The 25,025-nt window shown below is 72.4% G+C and carries 23 protein-coding genes; 13 read left to right on the forward strand and 10 right to left on the reverse strand.

The genetic code is table 11. The features are described 5' to 3' along the window. The first annotated feature begins 80 nt into the window (after nucleotides 1–80). From OU416_RS36125 to OU416_RS36135, 3 genes are all read left to right on the forward strand, one after another. The gene (locus OU416_RS36125; protein WP_270931580.1) at nucleotides 81–380 is read left to right on the forward strand and encodes a hypothetical protein; all 300 of its coding nucleotides are present in this window, start codon (nucleotides 81–83) and stop codon (nucleotides 378–380) included. Nucleotides 381–446: 66 nt separating this feature from the next. Then, nucleotides 447–863 (forward strand): peptide-methionine (R)-S-oxide reductase MsrB, encoded by a 417-nt coding sequence (gene msrB, locus OU416_RS36130; protein WP_270931581.1) that lies wholly within the window; start codon nucleotides 447–449, stop codon nucleotides 861–863. Nucleotides 864–944: 81 nt separating this feature from the next. Beyond that, nucleotides 945–1,664 carry a hypothetical protein gene (locus OU416_RS36135; RefSeq protein ID WP_270931582.1) on the forward strand — a complete coding sequence of 240 codons (720 nt, stop codon included), beginning with the start codon at nucleotides 945–947 and terminating at the stop codon, nucleotides 1,662–1,664. A gap of 42 nt (nucleotides 1,665–1,706) precedes the next feature. Here the strand turns inward: OU416_RS36135 and hemQ are convergent, their stop codons facing one another. Genes hemQ through hemE form a run of 3 tightly spaced genes read right to left on the reverse strand, consistent with a single transcriptional unit; the run spans nucleotide 1,707 to nucleotide 4,925 of the window. After that, nucleotides 1,707–2,402 (reverse strand): hydrogen peroxide-dependent heme synthase, encoded by a 696-nt coding sequence (gene hemQ / locus OU416_RS36140; RefSeq protein WP_270931583.1) that lies wholly within the window; start codon nucleotides 2,400–2,402, stop codon nucleotides 1,707–1,709. Between the two features lie 4 nt (nucleotides 2,403–2,406). Further along, nucleotides 2,407–3,840 carry a protoporphyrinogen oxidase gene (gene hemG / locus OU416_RS36145; protein ID WP_270931584.1) on the reverse strand — a complete coding sequence of 478 codons (1,434 nt, stop codon included), beginning with the start codon at nucleotides 3,838–3,840 and terminating at the stop codon, nucleotides 2,407–2,409. Further along, a complete protein-coding gene (gene hemE / locus OU416_RS36150; protein WP_270931585.1) occupies nucleotides 3,840–4,925 on the reverse strand; it encodes a uroporphyrinogen decarboxylase in 1,086 nt (361 codons plus the stop codon). Before hemE ends, hemG begins: the two co-directional genes overlap by 1 nt. 224 nt (nucleotides 4,926–5,149) lie before the next feature. On the opposite strand from hemE, the gene OU416_RS36155 reads away from it, so the two are divergent. The 5 genes from OU416_RS36155 (at nucleotide 5,150) to OU416_RS36175 (ending at nucleotide 11,733) form a co-directional block, all read left to right on the forward strand. Next, a complete protein-coding gene (locus OU416_RS36155; RefSeq protein ID WP_270931586.1) occupies nucleotides 5,150–5,728 on the forward strand; it encodes a DUF3000 domain-containing protein in 579 nt (192 codons plus the stop codon). Between the two features lie 405 nt (nucleotides 5,729–6,133). Further along, a complete protein-coding gene (locus OU416_RS36160; protein ID WP_010695004.1) occupies nucleotides 6,134–6,850 on the forward strand; it encodes a response regulator in 717 nt (238 codons plus the stop codon). Nucleotides 6,851–6,941: 91 nt separating this feature from the next. Continuing rightward, entirely contained in the window at nucleotides 6,942–8,201 is a 1,260-nt protein-coding gene (locus OU416_RS36165) for a ribonuclease D (protein ID WP_270931603.1), read from the forward strand. Between the two features lie 194 nt (nucleotides 8,202–8,395). Next, the gene (locus OU416_RS36170) at nucleotides 8,396–9,640 is read left to right on the forward strand and encodes a thiolase family protein (RefSeq protein WP_270931587.1); all 1,245 of its coding nucleotides are present in this window, start codon (nucleotides 8,396–8,398) and stop codon (nucleotides 9,638–9,640) included. Further along, nucleotides 9,637–11,733, forward strand: a complete 2,097-nt coding sequence (locus OU416_RS36175; protein ID WP_270931588.1) for a 3-hydroxyacyl-CoA dehydrogenase NAD-binding domain-containing protein — start codon at nucleotides 9,637–9,639, stop codon at nucleotides 11,731–11,733. Before OU416_RS36170 ends, OU416_RS36175 begins: the two co-directional genes overlap by 4 nt. Before the next feature lie 278 nt (nucleotides 11,734–12,011). Here the strand turns inward: OU416_RS36175 and OU416_RS36180 are convergent, their stop codons facing one another. The 3 genes from OU416_RS36180 to dxs form a co-directional block, all read right to left on the reverse strand. Further along, entirely contained in the window at nucleotides 12,012–13,157 is a 1,146-nt protein-coding gene (locus tag OU416_RS36180; protein ID WP_270931589.1) for a sensor histidine kinase, read from the reverse strand. 4 nt (nucleotides 13,158–13,161) lie between these two features. Beyond that, a complete protein-coding gene (locus tag OU416_RS36185; RefSeq protein ID WP_270931590.1) occupies nucleotides 13,162–13,848 on the reverse strand; it encodes a response regulator transcription factor in 687 nt (228 codons plus the stop codon). A 66-nt stretch (nucleotides 13,849–13,914) separates the two neighbouring features. Continuing rightward, complete coding sequence (gene dxs / locus OU416_RS36190; RefSeq protein WP_270931591.1) at nucleotides 13,915–15,831, reverse strand: 1-deoxy-D-xylulose-5-phosphate synthase; 1,917 nt, start codon at nucleotides 15,829–15,831, stop codon at nucleotides 13,915–13,917. 230 nt (nucleotides 15,832–16,061) lie between these two features. On the opposite strand from dxs, the gene OU416_RS36195 reads away from it, so the two are divergent. Genes OU416_RS36195 through OU416_RS36205 form a run of 3 tightly spaced genes read left to right on the forward strand, consistent with a single transcriptional unit; the run spans nucleotide 16,062 to nucleotide 18,042 of the window. After that, nucleotides 16,062–16,556 (forward strand): YbaB/EbfC family nucleoid-associated protein, encoded by a 495-nt coding sequence (locus OU416_RS36195; RefSeq protein WP_270931592.1) that lies wholly within the window; start codon nucleotides 16,062–16,064, stop codon nucleotides 16,554–16,556. Then, a complete protein-coding gene (locus OU416_RS36200) occupies nucleotides 16,553–16,855 on the forward strand; it encodes a WXG100 family type VII secretion target (RefSeq protein ID WP_270931593.1) in 303 nt (100 codons plus the stop codon). Before OU416_RS36195 ends, OU416_RS36200 begins: the two co-directional genes overlap by 4 nt. Nucleotides 16,856–16,869: 14 nt before the next feature. Beyond that, nucleotides 16,870–18,042 carry a WXG100-like domain-containing protein gene (locus tag OU416_RS36205; protein ID WP_270931594.1) on the forward strand — a complete coding sequence of 391 codons (1,173 nt, stop codon included), beginning with the start codon at nucleotides 16,870–16,872 and terminating at the stop codon, nucleotides 18,040–18,042. A gap of 1 nt (nucleotide 18,043) precedes the next feature. Here OU416_RS36205 and OU416_RS36210 read toward each other — a convergent pair whose 3' ends face one another. The 4 genes from OU416_RS36210 to OU416_RS36225 are packed head-to-tail and all read right to left on the reverse strand — an operon-like array spanning nucleotide 18,044 to nucleotide 23,343. Next, nucleotides 18,044–19,174 (reverse strand): hypothetical protein, encoded by a 1,131-nt coding sequence (locus OU416_RS36210; protein WP_270931595.1) that lies wholly within the window; start codon nucleotides 19,172–19,174, stop codon nucleotides 18,044–18,046. Nucleotides 19,175–19,199: 25 nt separating this feature from the next. Next, nucleotides 19,200–20,078, reverse strand: a complete 879-nt coding sequence (locus OU416_RS36215) for a hypothetical protein (RefSeq protein ID WP_270931596.1) — start codon at nucleotides 20,076–20,078, stop codon at nucleotides 19,200–19,202. Between the two features lie 18 nt (nucleotides 20,079–20,096). Continuing rightward, the gene (locus OU416_RS36220; protein WP_270931597.1) at nucleotides 20,097–21,338 is read right to left on the reverse strand and encodes a class I SAM-dependent RNA methyltransferase; all 1,242 of its coding nucleotides are present in this window, start codon (nucleotides 21,336–21,338) and stop codon (nucleotides 20,097–20,099) included. Then, nucleotides 21,307–23,343: an APC family permease gene (locus tag OU416_RS36225; RefSeq protein ID WP_270931598.1), complete on the reverse strand. Its 2,037-nt coding sequence runs from the start codon at nucleotides 23,341–23,343 to the stop codon at nucleotides 21,307–21,309. Before OU416_RS36225 ends, OU416_RS36220 begins: the two co-directional genes overlap by 32 nt. Nucleotides 23,344–23,566: 223 nt before the next feature. On the opposite strand from OU416_RS36225, the gene OU416_RS36230 reads away from it, so the two are divergent. Both OU416_RS36230 and OU416_RS36235 read left to right on the forward strand, forming a co-directional pair. After that, nucleotides 23,567–24,232, forward strand: coding sequence for a potassium channel family protein (locus OU416_RS36230; protein WP_270931599.1), 666 nt, complete (start codon nucleotides 23,567–23,569; stop codon nucleotides 24,230–24,232). Beyond that, complete coding sequence (locus tag OU416_RS36235) at nucleotides 24,232–24,897, forward strand: potassium channel family protein (RefSeq protein WP_270931600.1); 666 nt, start codon at nucleotides 24,232–24,234, stop codon at nucleotides 24,895–24,897. Before OU416_RS36230 ends, OU416_RS36235 begins: the two co-directional genes overlap by 1 nt. Nucleotides 24,898–25,025 lie beyond the last annotated feature (128 nt).

Here is a 25,025-nt window from a genome sequence, read left to right on the forward strand (position 1 = left end):
GGAGCGGACTGCAGCGTACCCACGGACGGCGCACCCGGCAGATCGTCCGCAGCGCACCGGGGAGGCGCTACGGTGGTGCGGTGGAGCGCCGTGAACCCGAGGACCAGCCCGGCCGCCTCGGCGACGAACTCGACGGGCTCGACCCGTACGACCCCGAGGTCCAGGCCTTCGCGGAGCACCGCGACCGGATGCAGTGCCCGAACTCCGACGCCACGGTCGAGGGCATGCTGCGCGGCGTGGGCGACTTCGCCCAGAGCGCCAACCGCGCCAACGGTCACCGCCGCCTGGTGGCGGTCCTGGTGGTGGCGCTGATCCTGCTCGGCGTCCTGTACACGGTCTGGAACGCGCTCGTCTTCGTCTTCAGCACCTTCGCGGGCTGACTCGCAGTGGTGTTCGACTCGCCGGGCGGCAGTGCAGTTGATCTCGGCACGGATTAGCGTGGAAGCATGGATGCAGGTACCCCGAAGGTCAGCAAAACCGATCAGGAGTGGCGCGAGCAGCTCAGCCCGAACGAGTACGCGGTGCTGCGCCAAGCCGCCACCGAACCGGCCTGGCAGGGCGAGTACGTCGACACCAAGACCACCGGGGTCTACGAGTGCCGGGGGTGCGGGGCGGAGTTGTTCCGCAGCCAGACCAAGTTCGAGTCGCACTGCGGCTGGCCGTCGTTCTACGACCCGGCCGACACCGACGCGGTGATCCTCCGCGAGGACAACTCGCTCGGCATGCGCCGCGTGGAGGTCCTGTGCGCGTCCTGCCACGGCCACCTGGGCCACGTCTTCGAGGGCGAGGGCTACGCCACCCCCACCGACCAGCGCTACTGCATCAACTCCATCGCCGTCCGCCTGGTGCCGGAAGATTCCTGAACACCTCCAGTTGCGGAATCGCAACGTGAGATTGTTCCTTCCTGGAACAGCCGATCGGGCTGTTGTGTCAGCGTTTGGCGCATGAGTTGGGAGCAGCTGGTCACGTGGATCGCCGCCGGACTGGCCATCGTGGCCGTCGGGATCGCCGGTTGGCAGCTGTGGCTGGCTCGCAGGGAGGCCCGCGCGGCCGTGCAGCGGACCGAGGCGATGCGCCGGCTGGTGGCCGCCGCTGAAGCTCATGCCGAGCAGTCGACCAAGGCCGCCCACAACGCCCGCGCGCAGGCCGAGCGGGCGTGGGAGCAGATCAAGCTCGCGCAGGCCCAGCTGGAGGAGGCCAGGCAGGAGCGCCAGGTCAGCACGCAGACCGAGCAGTGGGAGTGGGCCTACGCGGTGACCACCAGCGCCCGCGAGCTCGTCGACAGCAGCCAGGAGCTGATCCGCACCGCCATGGACGGCCAGGTCGCGCCGCACTACAGGGTGGCCGCCGACCGGCACTACCGGCAGACGGCGCAGCGCTGGCAGGAGACCGTGATCAAGGCGGTGGCGCGCACCTCGCCGGCGTTGGAGACGCAGCAGCAGATCGTCCGGTTCGTCGACGTGCACCACCGCCTGCACGGGCAGCTCGGGGTGCTGCTGCGCGCGGTCGAGACCGACACGCTGGCCGAGGGCGACGCGCTGAGCAGGCAGGTGCTGGGGCTGCGGCAGGAGCTCAACAGCGTGCACCGGCAGATGCAGCGCACCATCAGCGCGAGTCTGTCCACTCCGGACACTCCCACGCAGCAGATCGCGCAGGCGAAATGACCGGGCGGGGCCGCGATCGCTCGCGGTCCCGCCCGGGAATCGTCAGGGCAGGCGGGTGACCAGGTCGGCCACGTCGACCCGGGTGCCCGTGTAGAACGGGATCTCCTCGCGGACGTGCAGGCGGGCCTCGGTACCGCGCAGGTGGCGCATCAGGTCCACGATGCGGTGCAGCTCGTCGGCCTCGAAGGCCAGGATCCACTCGTAGTCGCCGAGCGCGAAGGAGGCCACCGTGTTCGCCCGGACGTCCGGGTAGTCGCGGGCTTCCTTGCCGTGGTCGGCCAGCATCTTGCGGCGCTCGTCGTCGGGCAGCAGGTACCACTCGTAGGACCGCACGAACGGGTACACGCAGATGAACTTGCGCGGGTCCTCGCCGGCCAGGAAGGCCGGGATGTGGCTCTTGTTGAACTCCGCGGGGCGGTGCAGCGCGACGTTGCTCCACACCGGCTCGGAGGACTGCCCGAGCGGCGTCTCGCGGCGGAACCCGGTGTAGGCCGCCTGGACCTGCTCGATCTCCTCGGAGTGCCACCAGATCATGAAGTCCGCGTCGGCCCGCAGCCCGGAGACGTCGTAGACGCCGCGGACCACGACGCCGGAGTCGGCCAGCGAGTCCAGGTACTCCTGGGTCGCCTGAGCCGCCTTGGCCCGGTCCTCCGGCAGGGTGCCCTGCTCGATGCGGAACACCGACCACATGGTGTAGCGGATGGTGTCGTTGAGCTCGTCGTAGTTCAGCCGCGCCATGGCTTCATGGTCCCACTTCCCGGCAGGTCCCCCGCAGCAGGGCCCGCGTGATCTCCATCGCTGCGGCCTCCCCCGTCGCGACGCACGCCGGGACCCCGACGCCGTGCAGCGCCGCACCGGCGAGCGCCAGGCCCGGCTGCTCGGCCACCGCTCGCTCCACGTCGGCGATCAGGTCCAGGTGGCCCACGCCGTACTGGGGCAACCCGCCGCCCCAGCGCAGCACGACCGAGTCCACCGGTTCCGCCGCGATCCCGGTCAGCTCGGCGAGGTCGGCCCGCACCCGGCGCTGCACCTCCGCGTCGTCCAGTCGCAGGTCGGCGGTCTCGCCGAACCGGCCGACCGAGCCGCGCACCAGCAGTTCGCCGCCCGCACCGCGCAGGTGCGGCCACTTGTTGCTGGAGAAGGTGAAGGCCTTCGCGGTGAACGGGGTTCCGTCGGCGTGCCGCTCGCCGCGCGCGATCAGCACGCCCGAGGCGTTGGGCAGCGCGACGTCCGCGGGCAGCGCCAAGCCGACGACGACCATGGAGGCCAGCTCCACCTCGCCGAGCTTGACCGCGGCGGTGGGCACGACGTCCTGGAGCAGGCGGCGCGCCGAAGGGGCGGGCACCGCCAGCACGACGCCGTCGACGTCGAGGAACTCCGGGCTCGGCGCCGCGCCGATCTCCAGCCGCCAGCCGGTCGCGGTCCGGGTCAGGCCCCGCACCGGCAGCCCGAGCCGCAGCTGCGCGTCGGCGGCGATCAGCAGCTGGTCGATCAGCCGCCGGTAGCCGCTGTGGAACGCGCCGAACACCGGCAGCTTCGGCGCGTCGGGCTTCGGCGCGGGCAGCGCCGAAGCGGCCGCCGCGGTGATCGACTCCGCGCCCGCGTCCAGCGCCGCCGCCAGGGCCGGGACCGTCGCCCGCAAGCTCAGCCGGTTCGAGTCGCCCGCGTAGACGCCGCCGAGCAGCGGTTCCACCAGCCGGTCCACGACCTCGTCGCCGACCCGGCCGCGCAGCAGCTCGCCGACCGGGACGTCCGCGCCGTCGAGCCGCAGCGGCGGCAGCTCCGGTTCCGCGCGCACCGCCGCCAGGCCGGCCTCCGACAGCACGTCGCGCACCGCCTCCGGACCTGCGGGCACGCCCATCACGGTGCCGGTCGGCAGGCGCCGCGTGCGGCCACCGGCGTGCACCGACGCCGACACCCCGCCCGGGTGCACGACGTCGGCCGCCACGCCCAGCTCGTCCGCGAGGCGCAGCACCTCGGGCCGACGCGCCAGGAACGCCTCCGCACCGAGGTCGTAGGCCCGTCCGGCCAGCTCGACCGTGCGCAGCTTCCCGCCGATGCGGGAGGCCTGCTCGACCAGCACGATCTCGGCCTGCGGCCCGAGCTCCCGGCGCAGCCGGTGAGCGGCGGCCAGCCCGGCGATGCCGCCGCCGACCACTGCGACCCGCGGTGCCATCACTGCTGCTTGCTCGCGGTGTGGACGAGTTCGACGACCCGGGTCAGCACCTCGGGGTCGGTGCTCGGCAGCACCCCGTGGCCGAGGTTGAAGATGTGCCCGCCCGCGGCCTGGCCCTCGGCGAGGATCCGGCGCACCTCGCGCTCCACCGCGTCCCACCCGGCGAACAGTACCGCCGGGTCGAGGTTGCCCTGCACCACCGGCGCGCCCGCGTCCGGCGCCGCCGCCCGCAGCCGGGCCGCCGCGTCGTCCAGCGGGATCCGCCAGTCGACGCCGACCACGTCGGCCCCGGCGGTGCGCATCGCGCCGAGCAGCTCGCCGGTGCCGACCCCGAAGTGGATCTTCGGCACGTCGGCGATCTCGGCGACGCCCGCGAAGATCCGCTCGCTGTGCGGCAGCACGAACTCGCGGTAGTCGCGCAGCGACAGCGCGCCCGCCCACGAGTCGAACAGCTGGATCGCGTCGACACCTGCCGCCAGCTGCACCCGGAGGAACCGCAGGGTGGTCTCCGACAGCTTCTCCAGCAGCGCGTGCCAGGTCTGCGGGTCGGAGTGCATCAGCGCCTTGGTCTTCTCGTGGTTGCGGCTGGGGCCGCCCTCCACGAGGTAGGAGGCCAGCGTGAACGGCGCTCCGGCGAACCCGATCAGCGGCGTGGACCCCAGCTCGCCGACCAGCAGGCGGACCGCTTCGGCAACCGGCTCCACCTGGTCCGCCTCCAGCTGCGGCAGCGCGGCGACGTCGGCGGCGCTGCGGACCGGCTCGGCCACCACCGGCCCGGTGCCCGCGACGATGTCCAGGCCGATGCCCGCGGCGTAGAGCGGCAGCACGATGTCGCTGAACAGGATCGCGGCGTCCACGCCGTGCCTGCGCACCGGCTGCAGGGTGATCTCGCTGACCAGCTCCGGGGTCAGGCACGACTGCAGCATCGGCACGCCCTCGCGGATCCGCCGGTACTCCGGCAGCGAGCGGCCGGCCTGGCGCATGAACCAGACCGGGGTGTGCCGGGGCGTGCCGCCGCGCGCGGCGACGAGGAAGGGGGCGTCGGCGAGGTCTCGGCGGGCCGGGACCGGTGCGGGATTCGTCATCGGGGTCAATGTCCGTACGTCGATCGATCCCGGGAGTACCGCACGGGCGCTGCCTCGGCGGCGGACCGGGCTTGCGCGGCAATCTTCGCATGTCGGCCGGAGCCCCGGTCCGGCGAACTGGCATTGCGCGGCGGCGCAGGTCGGGCCGCTGCGGCGAGGTGCGGATCGATGTTGATCGGCGTGCCTCCGCCACCGCTGGCATCCGGCCGCATAGAGTCGGCGGCGTGACGGAGATGGCGGCGGCGCCCGAGGTTTTTCGGCAGGCAGTTGCCACGTTGACGTCGGCCCGCCCGCGAGCGGAGATCGAGCTCTCCGAGGTCGGCCCGCCCAAGCGGCTCGCGCCCTGGGCGCACGCGCTGGCGGCGGAGGCCAACGGCCCGGCGGGCGAGCTGGCCACCGCTCGGCTGGTCCTGCTGCACGACCCGGAGGGCCAGGAGGCGTGGGACGGCGTCCTGCGGCTCGTGGTGTACCTGCGGGCCGAGCTGGACCCGGAGCTGGCCACCGACCCGCTGCTGCCCGCGGTCGGCTGGTCGTGGCTCACCGATGCGCTCGAAGGCTCCGGGGCGGCGTGGACCGCGCTCGGCGGCACGGTGACCCTGACGTCCTCGGCCCGCTTCGGCGACATCGCGGGCCCCTCCCGCAGCCACGATCTGGAGCTGCGGGGGTCGTGGACGGCCACCGACGCCGATCTGGGGCCGCACGCGGCGGCGTTCCACGAGCTGATGGCGAGCGCGTCGGGACTGCCCCCGGAGGGCGTGTCGATGCTCGGCCGTCCGTCGAACGGCGTTGCGCCGCGCGACTGATCCGGTTTCGTCCGATCACCGGCTGTATCCGCCGATTGCGGCGCGTAAGGTGCAGCGACAAGCCCACTGCGCGACACGCCGAAGCCGCGTTTTCATTCGCGAAGTTCCGCCAGGGGCCGCGAAACGGTTGATTGTGCAAGTTTTTCACGATACGCATTCATGTTACGTCGATTGGCCACGCTCCGACGTTACGCCGATTGCGGATAGTCACCCGAAAGTGCGATGTGATCATGGTCGGGTCACAACTCGATCGGGATAGATACCCGATTGATCGTCCCGCTGACCCGCTTGGGCGGTTACGCTGCCACCCGACGACACCACTTTCGGTCGATCAGTGGCGCGGCTGATTGGTCGAGAGTCCCGGTGCCGGTCGGGGGGCACGACCGACTCCAGGGAGGTAGTGACGTGGCTGCCGTCGGCTTAGGTCAGGCCGCTCGAACCACGCCCGCCGGCACCTTGCCGGCCAACATGGTCCCGCACCCGCGGGAAGAGCTGTTCACGGTGCTCGTGGTGGACGACCATCCGCTGCTCCGGGAGGCAATCGCCGCCCGGTTGCTGCAGATGGGCGCCGGCACGGTGCACGAGGCCGCATCGATGGCCGAGGCCAGGGCTCGCGCTCTGGCCACCGGTCCGTGCGACCTCGCGATCCTCGATCTCGGGCTTCCGGACGGGACCGGTATCGAACTGGTCACCGAACTCCGGAGCCAGGGATGGCCTCGGATCGTGGTGCTCGCATCGTCCGATGACCCGTACGCGGTACGGGCCGCCTTCCAAGCAGGTGCGCAGGCGTACCTGCTGAAGTCGGCCTCGCCGATGGTGGTCACCGACGGCGTGCGCCGCGTGCTCGACGGCGGGGTGTACGCCGACCCCAGCGTGGCGCCGGTGCTTGCCGCCGGTACCCGCGTGCCGGGGACGGACAACACCCCTCGCGAGCTGTCCGGGCGAGAGGTCGAAGTTCTCCAGTTGGTGGCCGACGGCCGTTCCAACAAGGAGATCGGTGAGGCCCTCAACCTCTCCGCGCTCACGGTGAAGAGCCACCTGTCGCGGATAGGGCGCAAGCTGGGCACCGGCGACCGGGCGCAGATGGTCGCGCTGGCCATGCGGGCCGGCGTGATCCGCTGATCCGGACGCCGAAGCACCTGTACCGGAGCGGTCGGCCCGACGAGCTCGGTCGGAGTGGCCCCACGGAGCGGACCAAAGCACGTAAGGTCTGATAGCCGTGGAAGCTGCAAGCCCCGAGACCGTCGGGTCCGACCGCCCGGAACCGGTGTTGTTGACCGAACCCGCCGACGGCGTGCCGCCGGTGGTGGACACGCCGGCGGCGCTGGACGCCGCCGCGACCGCGCTCGCCGCGGGCACCGGACCGGTGGCCGTGGACACCGAGCGAGCTTCGGGATACCGCTACTCCCAGCGCGCCTACCTGGTGCAACTGCGCCGCGAGGGCGCTGGGACCGTGCTGGTGGACCCGATCGCACTGGGCGGTGAGCTGGATCCGCTGGTGCCGGCGCTGGCCGGCACCGAGTGGGTGCTGCACGCCGCCTCGCAGGACCTGCCCTGCCTGGCCGAGCTGGACCTGCGCCCGGCGAAGCTGTTCGACACCGAGCTGGCCGGCCGGCTGGCCGGGTTCGAGCGCGTTTCGCTCGGCGCCCTCGTGGAGCGCATGCTCGGGTACCGGCTGGAGAAGGGGCACAGCGCGGCCGACTGGTCGCGGCGCCCGCTCCCCCAGGACTGGCTCGTCTACGCCGCGCTCGACGTCGAACTGCTGACCGCGCTGCGCGAGGCGATGCACGACGAGCTGGTCAAGCAGGGCAAGCTCGACTGGGCGCTGGAGGAGTTCGAGGCGGTCCGCACCGCCGAACCCGCACCGCCGCGCGCCGAACCGTGGCGCCGCACGTCGGGCATCCACCGGGTGCGCAACCCGCGCCAGCTGGCCGCGGTCCGCGCGCTGTGGCAGACCCGCGACAAGTTCGCCCGCGAGCGCGATCTCGCACCGGGCCGGGTGCTGCCCGATTCCTCGATCGTCCAGGCCGCGCAGGCCGGGCCGAAGACCGAGGCCGACCTGGTCGCGCTGCCGGTGTTCGGCGGCAGGCAGCAGCGGCGCCGGGCTTCGATGTGGCTGCAGGCGCTGCGCTCGGCTCGCCGTCTGGAGAACGACGAGCTGCCTTCGCCGTCCTCCGCCCACGAGGGTCCCCCGCCGACCAACCGGTGGGCCGACCGCGATCCGGACGCGGCCGCGCGGTTGTCCGCGGCGCGCGCCGCGCTGTCGGAGATCGCCGAGGCCAACCAGCTGCCGGTGGAGAACCTGCTGCTGCCGGACCTCGTCCGGCGCACCTGCTGGAGCCCGCCCGAGGACCGCGGCCTCGCCGCGGTGACCGCGCTGCTGCGCGAGAAGGGCGCCCGCGAGTGGCAGCTGGAGCTGACGGCGGCGGCCATCACCGAAGCGCTCCAGGCCACGGCACCTGCCGCGGAGTGAGCCGCCACGGCGGAACGGGCCGGTGTCGAGGATGATCGACAGCGTCGGCGGGCGCGCGATCAGCATGTGAGACACCCGACAGGGGTGGGCGTGTGGTTACCGGCGGGTAATAAGCGCTAGAGTGCGGTTACCGGCCGGTAGTCTCCGCGCGGACCCGGCCGAGCACCATCCACCAAGCCAGTGAGGAGCACGCCGTGGCCGCACCTGCGTCGGCACCCGCCGACAGCCGCAGCCGCCCAGCGGTTCGGGACGTGGTCTTCGTCGACGGCGTACGCACGCCGTTCGGCAAGGCCGGTTCCAAGGGCATCTACGCCGAGACCCGCGCCGACGACCTCGTCGTCAAGGTCATCCGGGAGCTGCTGCGGCGGCACCCGGAGCTGCCGCCGGAGCGCATCGACGAGGTCGGCATCGCCGCCACCACCCAGATCGGCGACCAGGGCCTGACCATCGGCCGCAGCGCCGCGCTGCTGGCCGGCCTGCCCAAGTCGGTCCCGGGCTTCGCCATCGACCGGATGTGCGCGGGCGCCATGACCGCGGTGACCACGATCTCCAGCGGCATCGCCTTCGGCGCCTACGACGTGGCGATCGCGGGCGGCGTCGAGCACATGGGCAACCACCCGATGGGCGAGGGCGTCGACCCCAACCCGCGGTACGTGTCCGACAAGATCGTCGACCCGACCGCGCTGATCATGGGCTCCACCGCGGAGAACCTGCACGACCGGTTCCCGACGCTGACCAAGGAGCGCACCGACGCCTACGCGGCCCTGAGCCAGCAGCGCTACGACGAGGCGCTGCAGGCCGGCAAGATCACCCCGGACCTGGTGCCGGTGTCCACCCGCTCCGCCGAGCAGGGCTGGGGCCTGGCCACCACCGACGAGCCGCCGCGCCCGGGCACCACCACCGAGGCGCTGGCCGGGCTCAAGACGCCGTTCCGCCCGCACGGCCGGGTCACGCCGGGCAACGCGGCCGGCCTCAACGACGGCGCCACCGGCTGCCTGCTGGCCGACGCCGACACCGCCGCCGAGCTGGGCCTGCCGGTCGGCATGCGGCTGGTCGGCTACGCCTTCGCCGGTGTCGAGCCGGAGGTCATGGGCGTCGGACCGGTGCCGGCCACCGAGAAGGCGCTGGAGCGCGCCGGGCTGAGCATCGACGACATCGGCCTGTTCGAGATCAACGAGGCCTTCGCCGTTCAGGTGCTGGCCTTCCTGGAGCACTTCGGCATCGCCGACGACGACCCGCGGGTCAACCCGTGGGGCGGCGCGATCGCCTGCGGTCACCCGCTGGCCTCCTCCGGCGTGCGGCTGATGACGCAGCTGTCCCGGCACTTCGCCGAGCACCCCGAGGTCCGCTACGGCATCACCACCATGTGCATCGGCTTCGGCATGGGCGGGACGGTCATCTGGGAGAACCCGAACTACAACGCAGGAGGCGAGCAGTGACCGAATTCGCCGCGCTGTTCCCGGACGAGGTGGTCACCAAGGCGCACACCCGCCTCGTGGACGTCCCCGGCCTGTCCGGCAAGCTCGCGCTGATCACCATCGACAACGGCCACGACCACACCCGGCCGTCCACCTTCGGCCCCGGCGGGCTGGAGAGCCTGAACGCCGCGCTGGACGAGGCGTTCGCGGCCGAGCCCGCGGCGATCGCGGTCACCGGCAAGCCGTTCATCTTCGCCGTCGGCGCCGACCTGTCGGGCATCGGCCGGATCACCGAGCGCGAGCACGCGCACCTGATCGCCAAGACCGGTCACGACGTGTTCCGCAGGCTGACCGAGTCGAAGATCCCGACCTTCGCGTTCGTCAACGGCGCGACGCTGGGCGGCGGTCTGGAGCTGGCGCTGTCCTGCCACTACCGGACGGTGTCGAAGTCCGCGGGCATGGTCGCGTTCCCGGAGTGCTTCCTCGGCCTGTTCCCGGGCTGGGGCGGCACCCAGCTGCTGCCGAACCTGATCGGTCCGGACGCCGCGGTGACCGTGATCATCGAGAACGCGCTCAGCCAGAACCGGATGCTCAGCCCGAAGAAGGCCAAGGGCCTGGGCATCTTCGACGAGCTGCTGGACAGCCCCGACTTCATCGAGGAGTCGATCCGCTGGGCGGTCCGCGTGATCAACGGCGAGCAGGCCGTGTCGCGCCCGGAGATCGACCGCGGCAAGGGCTGGGACGACGCGGTGGCCCGCGCCAAGGGCATCGTCGAGTCCCGCACGCACGGCGCCTCCCCCGCCGTGACCAAGGCCGTCGAGCTGATCGAGCTGGCCCGCGGCAACGACCTCGACGCCGGCTACGCGGCCGAGACCGAGGCGCTGGCCGACGCGCTGATGTCCGACGAGCTGCGCTCCGGGCTGTACTCGTTCGACCTGACCCAGAAGCGCGCCAAGCGGCCGGCCGGTGCGCCGGACAAGTCGCTGGCCCGCGAGGTCAAGAAGGTCGGCGTGGTCGGCGCCGGTCTGATGGCCGGGCAGCTGGCGCTGCTGTTCGTGCGCCGCCTGGAGGTGCCGGTGGTCATCACCGACATCGACCAGGAGCGCATCGACCGCGGCGTGGCCTACATCCACGGCGAGATCGACAAGCTGGCCGCCAAGGGCCGCCTGTCGCCGGACGCGGTGAACAAGCTCAAGGCGCTGGTCACGGGCTCGCTGGACAAGGCGGCGTTCGCCGACGCCGACTTCGTCATCGAGGCCGTGTTCGAGGAGATGTCGGTCAAGCAGCAGGTGTTCGCCGAGCTGGAGCAGCACGTCTCCGCCGAGGCGATCCTGGCGACCAACACCTCGTCGCTGTCGATCACCGAGATGGCCTCGAAGCTGCAGCACCCGGAGCGGGTCGTCGGCTTCCACTTCTTCAACCCGGTCGCGGTCCTGCCGCTGCTGGAGGTCGTGCGCGGCGAGCGGACCGACGACGCGGCGCTGGCCACCGCGTTCAAGGTCGGCAAGCAGCTGAAGAAGTCCAGCGTGCTGGTCAAGGACGCCCCGGCGTTCGTGGTCAACCGGCTGCTGACCCGCTTCATGGGCGAGGTCATCGCGACCGTCGACGAGGGCACCCCGTTCGAGGTCGCCGACAACGCCCTGGAGCCGCTGGGCCTGCCGATGACCCCGATGGTGCTGCTGCAGCTGGTCGGCCCGGCGGTCGCCCAGCACGTCAACGAGACGATGCACGCGGCCTACCCGGACCGCTTCGGCATCAGCGCCAACATGCAGCGCTTCGTCGAGGCCCGCAAGGCCGCGGTGTGGACCACCGACGACTCCGGCGAGCAGGTCGTCGACCCCGAGGTCGCGGCGCTGTGGGAGCAGGGCGACAAGCCGTCCACCTCCGAGGAGGTCCGCGACCGCGCGCTGAACGCGCTGGCCGAGGAGATCCGGATCATGCTCGACGAGGGCGTGGTCGCCGAGGCGCAGGACATCGACCTGTGCATGCTCCTCGGTGCGGGCTGGCCGTTCTGGCTGGGCGGCATCACGCCGTACCTGGACCGGGCGGGCATCTCGGAGAAGATCAACGGCAAGCGCTTCCTCGACCCGGGCGTGGCATCGGTCCCCGCCTGACCTGAGTGAGCTGAAGCGGGGCCGGGGCGATGTGCGCCCCGGCCCCGCTTCGCGCGTGAGGTGCCCGTGAGCGGTTTGGGGTGCTATAGCGCCCCAAACCGCTCACGGGCACCCGCCACCAAAACTCAGGTGCTACCAAAGCGGCTGAGGTGGGGTATCGCTGGCCGGGTGGATCTCCTTGGTAGCGCGATATTTCCGAGTGATCACATCGGGCTTCTACCCGTAGTTTCGGGACACGCGCTGACCGGCTTTATCGCCTGTGGCGGGAAACTCCGCCGTCAGGGCGCGGCGGGGAGCTGGATCGTGACCGCCAGGCCCCCGGTGGGGAGGGATTCGGCGCTGACGCGGCCGTGATGGGCCTTCGTCGCCGCTTGGACGATGGACAGGCCCAGGCCGGCTCCGCTGCGGGCGGTTCGTTCGACGCCTGCGCGGCGGAACGGTTCGAAGAGGGATTCCACCTGCTCCGGCGGGATCATCGGGCCGGAGGACGCCACCAGCAAGGTTGTCCACTGCGGATCGCTGCCGATGGAGATCCGCACCCAGCCGCCGTCGGCGTTGTGCCGCACCGCGTTCTCCAGCAGGTTGCCCGCCACCCGCTCCAGCAGCGCCGGATCGCCCACCGCGAAAGCCGGTTCGCCGCTGCACTCCACCTGCAACCCGCGCTGGCGGACCTCGGGCTCCACCGCGCGCCGCGCGCGCCCCACCACTTCGGCGAGGTCCACCGGTTCGCGCACCGCCAGTTCGACGCCTTCCGTGCGCGCCAGCAGGAGCAGCGCCTCCACCAGCCGCTCCGCGCGGGCCGTGGCCTCGCGGACCACCTCGGCCATCCGGCGCAGCTCCGCTTCGTCGGCGTCCGGGTCCGACAGCGTGACCTCCAGCTCGGTGCGGATCACCGACAGCGGTGTGCGCAGTTCGTGGCTCGCGTTGGCCACGAAGCGGCGCTGGGAGTCGAAGGCCGCCTGCAACCGGTCGAGCATCTCGTCGAAGGTGTCGGCCAAGCGGGCCACCTCGTCGCGCGGGCCGCTCAGCGCGATCCGCTCGTCCAGCGACTCCGCCGAGAGCCGCCGCGCGGTCGCGGTCACCTCGTGCAGCGGCCGCAGCACCCGCCCGGTCACCGTCCACGCCAGCAGCGCGGCGGCCAGCACCACGGCCACGAAGGCTCCGCCGCCGATCAGCAGGACCTGCTGGCGCGCGGAGTCGCGCAGCGCCTCGCTCAGCAGCGGCGCGGGCACGTCGACGCCGTGCACCCGCACCACCGTGCCGTCCGGCAGCTGCGGCACCGCCGCCACCACGTTGCCCACCAGCACCCAGCCGAGCCACAGCAGCAGCCCGCTGACCACCGCGACCAGCCCGGTCGACAGCAGCGTCAGGCGGAGCCGGAGACCGGGGCCGCGGCGGGAGAACGACCGGGCGGCGGTGCGCATCCGGTCAGTCCCGCGCGTGCTCGGCGCGCCCCGCCGACGGCACGCGGTAGCCGGAGCCGACCACGGTCTCGATGATGCCCGGCTCGCCCAGCTTCTTGCGCAACGTCATCATCGTGACCCGCACCGTCGTGGTGAACGGGTCGGCGTTCTCGTCCCAGACCCGTTCCAGCAGCTCCTCGGAGCTCACCACCGCACCGCCCGCCGACAGCAGGACTTCCAGGACGCCGAGCTCCTTGCGGGTCAGCTCGATCTCGCCGTCACCGCGGCGGACCGTGCGCCGGGCCGGGTCCAGCTCCAGCTCGTGCGCGGTGAGCAGCGGCGGCTGGGCCGGAGTCGCGCGCCGGCCCAGCGCCCGCACGCGGGCCACCAGCTCGGCGAAGGCGAACGGCTTGGCCAGGTAGTCGTCGGCCCCCAGGGACAGCCCGGCGACCCGGTCGGCGACCGTGCCGCTCGCGGTGAGCATCAGCACCCGCGTGAGCGCACCCGAGCTGATCAGCTGCCTGCACAGCTCGTCGCCGGACATGCCGGGCAGGTCGCGGTCGAGCACCACGACGTCGTAGCGGGTGATCGACGCCTTCTCCTGGCCGCTCTCGCCGTCGTAGGCGACGTCGACGGCCATCCCGTCCCGCCGCAACCCCCGGGCGACCGCGTCGGCCAACGGCTTCTCGTCCTCGACGACCAGGATTCGCACGCCTTCACCCTGCCACAGCGGTGAGCGGCGATGGTGCTCGACGACCATCGCCGCTCACGACGTGGTTCAGCCGTTGGCGGCCGGGCGGTCGGCGACGCGCAGCGGGACCCGCGGGCCGCCGAACTTCGCCAGCCAGTCGGTGATGCGGGCGGCGATGTCCTGCTCGGTGAGGCCGAGGTCGGCCAGCACCTCCTCGCGCGAGGAGTGGTCCAGGAACCGGTTCGGCACCGCCAGGTCGCGCAGCGGGACGTCCAGCTCCGCGTCGCGCAGCGCGGCCGCCAGCGCCCAGCCGAAGCCGCCGTGCCTGCCGCAGTCCTCCAGCGTGACCACCAGCCGGTGCCGGGCCGCCAGCTCGACGACCTGGTCCGGGACCGGCACCACCCAGCGCGGGTCGACCACGGTGACCTCGATGCCCTGCGCCGCCAGCCGCTCGGCCGCCGCCACGGCCAGCTGACCGAACGCGCCGACCGCGACCAGCAGCACGTCGCCCTGGCCGCGCCGCAACACGTCGACCCCGCCGACGCGCTCGACCGCCGGGACCTCTTCGATCACCGAGCCCTTGGAGAAGCGCACCACGGTCGGCCCGTCGTCCACGGCCACGGCTTCGCGCAGCTCCTCGCGCAGCGTCACCGCGTCGCGCGGCGCGGCGACCTTGATGCCCGGGACCAGGCCCAGGATCGACAGGTCCCACATGCCGTTGTGGCTGGCGCCGTCGTCGCCGGTGATGCCGGAGCGGTCCAGGGTGACCGTCACCGCCTGCTTGTGCAGCGCGACGTCCATCAGCAGCTGGTCGAAGGCGCGGTTGAGGAACGTCGAGTACACCGCGAACACCGGGTGCAGCCCGCCCATCGCCAGCCCGGCCGCGGCGGTCATCCCGTGCTGCTCGGCGATGCCGACGTCGAAGCAGCGGTCCGGGTAGGCCTCGCCGAACTTGCGCAGCCCGGTCGGGCCGAGCATCGCCGCGGTGATGGCCACCACGTCGGGCCGTTCCGCGCCGATCTTCACCAGCTCGTCGGCGTAGACGTCGGTCCAGCTCGTCGGGGCGGGCTTCTTCGGCAGACCGGTCTCCGGGTCGATGACCTTGACCTGGTGCATCTGCTCGGCCTGGTCGTTCTCGGCCGGGGCGAAGCCGTTGCCCTTGCGGGTCACCGCGTGCACGATCACCGGGCCGCCGAAGGACTTGGCCATCTGCAGCGCGTGCTCCATCGCGCGGATGTCGTGGCCGTCCACCGGGCCCAGGTACTTGATGCCGAGGTCGGAGAACATCACCTGCGGGGCGAAGGCGTCCTTGATGCCGCTCTTGGCCGCGTGCAGGCCGGTGTAGAGCGAGCGGCCCACCACGGGCAGGTTGCGCAGCGTGCGGCGACCGCTCTCCAGCGCCTTCTCGTAGCTCGGGTTCAGCCGCAGCGCGGCGAGGTGCTCGGCCAGGCCGCCGATGGTCGGGGCGTAGGAGCGGCCGTTGTCGTTGACCACGATCACCACCGGGCGCTCCTGGTCGGCGGCGATGTTGTTCAGCGCCTCCCAGCACATCCCGCCGGTCAGCGCACCGTCGCCGACGATCGCCACGGCGTGCCGCTGCTCGCCGCGCAGCTGGAAGGCGCGGGCCATGCCGTCGGCGTAGGACAGCGCGGTCGAGGCGTGGCTGTTCTCCACGTGGTCGTGGTCGCTCTCGGCGCGCGACGGGTAGCCGGACAGGCCGTCCCGCTTGCGCAGCTGGTCGAAACCGCCCTGCCGACCGGTGATGATCTTGTGCACGTAAGCCTGGTGCCCGGTGTCGAACACCACCGCGTCGCGCGGCGAGTCGAACACCCGGTGCACGGCCAGGGTCAGCTCCACCGCGCCCAGGTTCGGCCCCAGGTGGCCGCCGGTGCGGGAGACCTTCTCGATCAGGAACTTCCTGATCTCGTCGGCCAGTTGCGCCAGCTCAGCGTGTTTAAGGCGCCGGACGTCGGCCGGACTGCTCACGGACCCCAGCAGCGTCACCACTCCACCTCACTCATCGTGCTGGTCGGGTTCATTCGCATGCTGGGACCGGACTGGCTGCCCGGCTCCGCCGCGATGCATGGTCCGCCCAGTCTACGGAGCGGGCTGCCGGACGCCCGGTCGCGGTGCGCACGCCCGTTCGCAGTCACGCGATCACCAGAACGGACGCGTTCCGGTACCGCCGGAAGGCCGCTGTTGCTAGCGTTCGGCAATCAGTCGAGGAGGGTGAGATGACCGACCCCGGTGGCCGCAAGGCCGAGCTGGAAGCCCGCAACGCGGCCATGCGGGAGCAGGTGTCGTCGCTGATGGAGGGTCTGCAGCGGCAGACCGCCCAGCTGCAGGAGGCACAGGACGCGGCGATGGCGGCGACCGGCGAGGCGACGTCGGCGGACGGCCTGGCGACCGTGCACGTCAACGCTGTGGGCATCGTCACCGACGTCCAGATCTCCCCCTCGGCGTTCAAGTCCAGCACTCCGGAGAAGCTGGCCCGCAGCTTCGCGGAAGCGGCCCAGGCGGCCGCGCGCGACGCCCGGAGCAAGGCCGACGCGGCCATGGCGCCGCTGCAGGAGAACGTCCCGGACCTGCCCGACTTCTTCCCCGGCGCACCCTCGCTGAAGGACCTGATGCCCACCCCGCCGCCGGAGCCGACCGCCCCGGCCAAGCCCGAGCAGTCCGATGACGACGACTGGGAGCCCCGGTCGGCTTTCCGGAAGGACCCGTGGTGACCAGCTTCGACGTCGATCCCGAGGCGTTGCGCGGCGCCTCCCCCAAGTTCGACACCGCAGCCGACAAGCTGCAAGCGGCCCTGGACAAGCTCAACGGCGTGCTGCATGCCGAGGGCAACTGCTGGGGCGGTGACGACGCCGGTCAGCAGTTCGCCAAGGACTACGAACCGGCCTCGGCCTCGGCGGGCGACACCTTCACCGGGCTGACCGGAGCCCTGCACCAGATCCGCGGTGAGCTCGACGCCACCGCGGACACCTGGGACGACGACGACACCAACAACGCCAACAGCTTCCGCTGAGCAGGGGTCACCGAATGGGCATCGAAATTCCGGACGCGGTGAAGTGGCTGACCCCGATCGTGGTGGGCGCCGACTGGCCCGAGGGCGATGAGACCGCTCTGCGGCGGGTCGCCGAGGCGTGGGTGGCGGCGGGTCAGGACGTCGACGGCGTCATCCAGGAGACCGAGGCCGCCATCCAGGCCGCCGTGGGCACCATGGAGGGCCAGACGCACGACGCCTTCGTGGAGTTCGCGAAGGGCTACGTCAACGGCGACGCCGGTCACCTCCCGGACCTGAAGAAGCTCTGCGAGGCGCTCGGCGAAGGTGCCGACGGCGCCGCGCTGGAGATCGAGTACACCAAGATGAGCATCATCGCGGCGCTGCTCATCCTGGCCGCGCAGATCGCCGCGATGATCGCCTCCGCGGTGGCCACCTTCGGGGCCAGCACCGCCGGGATCCCGGTGGCCCAGGCGGCCACCCAGATGACCGTGCGGATGTTCTTCCAGCAGCTGCTGCAGAAGATCGCCCAGCAGATCCTGATCAACGTCGCGATCAACGTCGGCGTCGACGCGGGCATCCAGAGCCTGCAGTTCGCCAGGGGCGACCGGCAGAGCTGGGACTGGTCCAACACCGGCAACGCGGCGGTCTCCGGTGTCGCGGCGGGCCTGGCGGGCGGGCTGGTCGACGGCATCGCGCCCGGCGTCGGCCAGCACATCGGCAAGGACCTGATGGGCAACGCCACCAAGAACTTCACCGAGGCCGCCGCCTACGGCGCCGCCCGGGGCGCGATGTCCGGGATGCTCGGCAACGTGATCAACAAGGGCCTGCACGGCGAGGCGCCGAGCTGGAACGACTTCACCTCCGGGGCCATCTCCGGTGGCGTGTCCGGGGCGACCGGCGGCATGCAGAGCAGGCACGAGGGGCTCAACGCCACCTGGGAGGGCAACGGCCGCGGCGAGGCGTCGGGCGGCGGCGAGTGGACCTCCGGCTCCAACACCCAGGGCTGGCGGTTCGAGACCGACGACGGCGCCGTCGTCGGGGCCAACGTGGACAGCCCCTACGGCAACGGCTTCAACTCCGGCACGGCCGGCCAGCACATCGAGAACCCGATCGGCCCGAACAACGTCAACAACAACGACTACGGCGACGTCGACGACCGGCCGCAGGGAAAGCCGGAGAAGCTGGACCTGCCGGAGGGCCCGAACTGAGTCACCGCCAGGGCCGCCACTGCGGGATCGGGGCGCGGTCCGGGCGCCGGTCGCCCCACGGCGGGCTGTGCGGCGGGAGCTGCTGGAGCTCGGCGAACTCCAGCCGCTTCCGCACGCGCAACCACGCGACGACGAAGTAGCCGCCGAGCGCCAGCCCGACGGCGCCGACGATCCACACCCCGGGGTCGGTGAGCGCCCGGCCGGCGGCCGTGGCCAGCAGCCCGGTGCCGAGCAGCGCGGCCAGGAATCCCACCGGTGCCCGGAACGCCGGGTGCGCCTGCTTCTTCCCGCCGTGGCGGTAGGTCGTGGTGCGCGCGACCGCCCACTCGTGCAGCGCGTGCCAGGAAGCGAGGTCCTGCGGGCCGGTGCGCTGCGACCAGGCCGCGGTGCCGCGACGACGCACGACGTCGGCCACCAACCGCGGATCCTCCACCGGCAGCACCCACTGCTGGTTCCCGGCGACCAACCGCACCGCCGGGCCGCGCCGCAGCCGGACGTCGACGCCGCCGGGCAGCGGCCACCGGACCTCCTCAGCGGTGATCTCGCCGGGCTGGGCCAGCGAGAGCTCCGCCAGCGGCAGCGCGTGATCGACGTGCCCACCACCGGCGATGGCACCGCGCACCAGCACCACCCGGTCCCGGCCGATCCGCAGCCGCGCGGTGCCCGCCGGCACGACCGCCTCCACGTCCAGCTCGGCGAGGTCGGCCGCGAGCGCGGTGCACCGGCGGGACGCCACGCGCGCCACCAGCGGCGCGACGACCAGCGCGACCAGCCCGAGCAGCCCGGGCGGAGCCGCGAAGACCAGGTCGGCCACCACCGGCGGCGCGACGGCCAGCAGCGCCCAGCCCGGCCAGCGGCGCGGTGTCCGCTGGTCCAGCAGCCAGCACACCGCGGCGATCGCGATCCACACCGCGGCCCAGATCACGATGAAACCGGGCGCGGCGGGCACGGCGAGCAGCAGCGCCAGCGCGGGCAGCAGCACGACGGCCAGCCCGCCCGATGCGATCGCCGCCGGACGTCGCCCGGGCACGGATTCCGCCGCGGTGCTGGGGTTTCCCGGCACCGCGCGCACCTCGGTCCCCGATTCGGGCGGGGCGGGCAGCACCTCCGGCAGGTGTTCGCGTTGTGTCATCTCGCCGTTTCCCATTCTCGAGCGGTCAGCACTCCAGGCGCTCCGGCGCGCGCCCGCGCATCGCGACGCGGGCGCTCAGGACGTCGGCGAACGCCGGATCGACCGGCAGCAGCTGCTCGTCGTGCCGGGTGCGGACCACCACGACGTCACCGGGCGGCACCGACGCCCCGCGCCCGTCGGACAGCCACGCCCACGGGAGGTCCTCCGGCGAGCTCGGCCGGACACCGACACCGATGATCGCCGACAACTCGACGTCCTTCGTGGACGGTTGCCGGGCGGGTCGCCCCGCGGCGGTCCGCACCGTCAGCCGCAGGCGGTCTTCGGTCAGCAGCAGGGAGTCCTCTGCGCCGCCCTGCGACGAGCGCAGCGGCAACCGCAGCAGGAACTCGCTGCCGCCGAGCTCGTGCAACGGCGCCCGCAGCACCGCGCGCCGCGCCGCTTCGGTGGCCAGCACCGGGATCGCGGTCCCGACGACCAGCAGCACCACCGGTTGCCACCACGACAGCACGCCGTTGCCGACCACCCGGATCAGCGCCAGCAGCAGGCCGAGGGCCTGCAGCGGCCCGACGACGGCGGAGTGCAGGTGCCAGCCGTGCGGTTTGCGGCGCCAGTCGACGCCGTCCGCCGCCCGCTTCGCCAACCAGACCGCGGCGGGGATCGGCAGCCCCACCAGCACGGCGGCGAACACCCAGCCCACCAGGTCCTGCGTGCCGCGCGGAGCGGTCAGCGGCAGCGTCGAGCCCTCGGTGACCAGCGACCAGGCCAGTCCCAGCACCGACACCACCAGCTCGACCGCGCAGAAGGAAGCCGCCACCCGCAGCCACGTCCGAGCCCGCCGCCACCGCTGTTCGACGGCGGCCCGGGCGCTCGGGGCGACCCGGCCGGGAACCTCGTCAAGCCACACCGCGACTCCCTCCGCCGGTCACTCCCCGGCCGCCTCCAGCAGGGCGATGCACTCGATGTGGTGAGTCATCGGGAAGGCGTCGAAGGCCTCCAGCTCCCGCAGGCGGTAGCCGCGCTCCGCGTAGAGGCCCACGTCGCGGGCCAGGGCCGCCGGATCGCAGGCTATGTGCACGATCCGCGACGGACGGCGATCGGCGATGGCGTCCACCACGGCGCGCCCGGCGCCCTTGCGGGGCGGGTCCAGGACCACGACGTCGGGCACCGGCAGGTCCTCGTCCTCGGTCACCCGCTCCACCGTGCCCGCGCGGAACGACACCTGCGGGAACTCGCGCAGGTTCGCCACCGCCTCCTCCACGGCGCGCTTGGACGACTCCACGAGCAGCACCGATCCGGTCGGCCCGGCCTGCTCGGCGAGCACCGCGGCGAACAGCCCGACCCCGCCGTAGAGGTCCCAGGCCACCCCGCCGGAGGGCACCTCGGCCAGCCGGGCGACGGTCTCGCTGAACACGTCCGGCGCGGCCTGGTGCACCTGCCAGAAGCCCTGCACCGACACGTCGAACGCGCGGCCCGCGGCGGACTCGTGCGCCACCGCCCCGCCGCGGACGTGCCGGGCCACCGGGCGCGCGTGCCGCCGCTGCGGCTTGTGGTCCACCGCGGTCACGTGCACGTCGCCGAGCGAGTCCTCGACCACGGTCAGCTCCGCGCCCGGCCGCCAGCGGCGCTCGGTGACCTCGTCCATCGCGCCCGCCGCGGTGATCGGGCAGTCGGTCACCGGGATCACCCGGTGGCTGCGGTGCGCCCGGAACCCGGCGTTGCCGCGGCGGTCCACCGCCAGCCGCGCGCGGGTGCGCCAGCGCAGCAGCCCGCCGGGCAGCTCGCGCACCCGCACCGGCCAGTCGATCCCGGCGATCCGCTGCAGCTGCTCGGCCACCACGGCGGCCTTCAGCTCGCGCTGAGTCTCCCCCGAGGCGTGCTGCCAGTCGCAGCCACCGCAGCGGTCGCGCCCGAGCGCCATGTCGGCCAGCGGGCACGGCGGGTCCACCCGCCCGGCGGCCGGGGTCAGCACCTCGACCGCGTCCGCGCGGCAGAACCCTCCCCCGGCGTCCTCGGTGACCTCCGCGACCACGACCTCGCCGGGCAGCGCGTGCCGGACGAACACCACCCGGCCCTCGTGCCGCGCCACGCAGTGGCCGCCGTGCGCGACGGCGCCCACCTCGACCTCGAGCCGCCTACCGGTCCAGTCCGGTTTTCCGGTCACCATTTCCCTTCCCGTTGGCCCCCAGCCCGCGCCGGGAGGCGCCGGGCATCGAGGCCAGCTGCTGCTTCTTCTTCTGGCGGATCCGGTCGGAGGACTCCAGCTGCCACGGCACGCTGGTGACCATCACGCCCGGCTGGAACAGCAGCCGGCTCTTGAGCCGCAGCGCGCTCTGGTTGTGCAGGAGCTGCTCCCACCAGTGCCCCACCACATACTCCGGGATGAACACGGTCACCACGTCGCGGGGGCTGTCCCGGCGGATGCGCTTGACGTACTCCAGCACCGGCCGGGTGATCTCCCGGTACGGCGATTCCAGCACCTTCAGCGGCACCGGCAGGTTCTCCGCCTCCCACTGGGCGGTCAGCGCCCGGGTGTCGCCGTCGTCGACGTTGACCGTGACGCCCTCCAGCACGTCGGGCCGGGTGGCGCGGGCGTAGGCGATGGCGCGCATCGTCGGCAGGTGCAGCTTGGAGACCAGCACCAGCGCGTGGTTGCGCGAGGGCAGCACGGCGTCGGTCTCCTGCCGCTTGAGCTCCTCGGCCACCCGGTCGTAGTGCCTGCGGATGGCGGTCATCAGCACGTAGATGGCGGCCATCGCGGCGATGGCGATCCAGGCGCCGTGGGTGAACTTGGTGATCAGCACGATCACCAGCACGCTGGCCGTCATCACCAGCCCGAAGCCGTTGATCGCCTGCGCCCGCCGCATCGCCGACCGGGCCTGCGGGTCGGTCTCGGTGCGCAGCTTCCGGTTCCAGTGCCGGATCATGCCGCTCTGGCTGAGCACGAACGACACGAACACGCCGACGATGTAGAGCTGGATCAGCCGGGTGACCTCGGCGTCGAACGCGATCACCAGGACGACCGCGCCGACGGCCAGGAACACGATGCCGTTGGAGAACGCCAGCCGGTCGCCGCGGGTGTGCAGCTGCCGCGGCAGGAACCGGTCCTGCGCCAGGATCGACCCGAGCACCGGGAAGCCGTTGAACGCGGTGTTGGCCGCCAGCACCAGGATCAGGCCGGTGAAGAACACCAGGTACCACACGCCTGGCGGGAAGCCCGCGAAGACCGCCTCGGCCAGCTGCGCGACCAGCGTCTTCTGGTGGTAGCCCTCCGGGGCGCCGATCAGCTGGTGGGCCGGGTCCTCGGCGATCACGGCACCGGTGATCCGGGCCAGCCACAGCAGCCCCAGGAACATGATCACCGCGAAGGTGCCCATCAGCGCCAGCGTGGTCGCCGCGTTGCGCGACTTGGGCTTGCGGAACGCGGGCACGCCGTTGCTGATCGCCTCGACGCCGGTCAGCGCCGCGCTGCCGGAGGAGAACGCGCGCAGCACCAGGAACGCGAACGCGACCCCGGCCATCTGGCTCTCCTCGGCCACCAGCCCGAAGTCCGCGCTCTCGGCCCGCAGGTCCGCACCGAGCGCGTAGGTCTGGAACAGGCCCCAGACGATCATGCCGAGCACGCCGATGAGGAAGGCGTAGGTCGGGATCGCGAACAGCGAGCCCGCCTCCCGGACACCGCGCAGGTTCATCGCGGTCAGCAGCGCGATCGCGCCGACGGAGAACAGCACCTTGTGCTCGGCCACGAACGGGATCACCGAGCCGATGTTGGCCGCCGCCGAGGAGATCGACACGGAGACGGTGAGGATGTAGTCGACCAGCAGCGCGCTGGCCACCATCAGACCCCACCGGGGGCCGTGGTTGACGGTGGCGACCTCGTAGTCGCCACCTCCGGAGGTGTAGGCGCGCACGTTCTGCCGGTACGACGCCACCACCGCGATCATCACCACGGCCACCAGCAGCCCGATCCACGGGCTCACCGCGTACGCGGACAGGCCCGCCACCGAGAGCACCAGGAGGATCTCTTCGGGGGCGTAGGCGACGCTGGACATGGCGTCGGAGGAGAACACCGGCAGCGCGATGCGCTTGGGCAGCAGCGTGTGCGCGAGGCGGTCGCTGCGGAACGGGCGACCGACGATCAACCGTTTCGCCGCGGTTGCGAGCTTGGACACGGCACAGAGCGTAAGCGCAAACACCGGCCGACCGGGTGGTTCGGTCGTCCGTTTTGCTAGCAGGTCACATCCCGGGGCCACCCCTGCCCGGATCCGCGTCCCACCCGGTACCGTGCAGCAGCCCGGAACCGGCGCTCGCACCCCGGATCCGCCGCCGTCCGGGTACCGTCGGCAGACGATCGCGAGATCGTCGCGCACATCCCGCAGCGAGGAGACGAAGCTCGTGCACGTGGTGATCATGGGCTGCGGCCGGGTCGGGTCGTCCCTGGCCGCCGCCCTGCAGCGGCTCGACCACACGGTGGCGGTGGTCGACAAGGACCCGCAGTCGTTCCACCGCCTGGGCAAGGACTTCCGAGGCAGGCAGATCACCGGGAACGGGTTCGACCGGGACATCCTGGTCGAAGCGGGCATCGAGCGGGCCGCGGCCTTCGCGGCGGTGTCCAACGGGGACAACTCCAACATCGTCTCGGCGCGGGTCGCCCGCGAGACCTTCGGCGTGGAGCACGTGGTCGCCCGGATCTACGACCCCAAGCGCGCCGAGGTCTACCAGCGGCTGGGCATCCCCACGGTGGCCACCGTCCCGTGGACCACCGACCGGTTCCTGCGGATGCTGCTGCCCGAGGGCGTGGCCACCGCGTGGCGGGAGCCCTCCGGCACCGTCGCGGTCCTGCAGCTGCCGCTGCACGAGGCGTGGGTGGGGCACCGGGTGTCCGAGGTGGAGTCCGCCGTCGGCGCGCGGGTCGCGTTCATCACCCGGTTCGGCAACGGCGTGCTGCCGGATTCCAAGACGGTCGTCCAGGCCGACGACACGGTCTACGTGGCGGCGCTGTCGGGCACCGTCACCGACGTCACGGCGGCTGCCCGCCGAACCCCCGAGGAGAGCGAGTGATGCGCATCGCGATCGCGGGCGCCGGCGCGGTCGGTCAGTCCATCGCCCGGGAGCTGCTCGAAGGCGACCACGAGGTCCTGCTGATCGAGCGCAGCGTCCAGAACTACCACCCGCGCAACATCCCCGGCGCCGAGTGGATGCTGGCCGACGCCTGCGAGCTGGCGTCGCTGGAGGAGGCCGGGCTGGAGTCGTGCGACGTGGTCATCGCGGCCACCGGCGACGACAAGGTGAATCTGGTGGTCTCGCTGCTGTCGAAGACCGAGTTCGCCGCGCGCCGGGTCGTCGCCCGCGTCAACGACCCGCTCAACGAGTGGCTGTTCACCGAGGCCTGGGGCGTCGACGTCGCGGTGTCCACGCCGCGGATGCTGGCCGCGATGGTCGAGGAAGCGGTCAACGTCGGCGACCTGGTGCGGCTGATGACGCTGCGCCAGGGCCAGGCGAACCTGGTCGAGGTGACGCTGCCGGAGAGCACGCCGCTGGCCGGCAGGCGGGTCCGCGAGCTGAAGCTGCCCGCGGACGCGGCGCTGGTGACCATCCTGCGCGGCGGCCGGGTCATCGTGCCGCAGGCCGACGACCCGCTGGAGGTCGGCGACGAGCTGCTCTTCGTGGCCACCGCGGACGTCGAGCAGCAGATCCGCGCCGTCATCCACGACCAGGCCACCTGACCGGTCCGGGGTCACCCCGCGATTTCAATGGAAATCAGACGTCCGATTTCCATTGAAATCGCGTAGACCCCGACGCACCGTCGGCGTGTCGGGCGCCCGACACGCCGACGAGGTGTGCAATTTTCCAT

The sequence above is a fragment of the Saccharopolyspora indica genome (assembly GCF_027853965.1).
Lineage (GTDB): Bacteria > Actinomycetota > Actinomycetes > Mycobacteriales > Pseudonocardiaceae > Saccharopolyspora > Saccharopolyspora indica.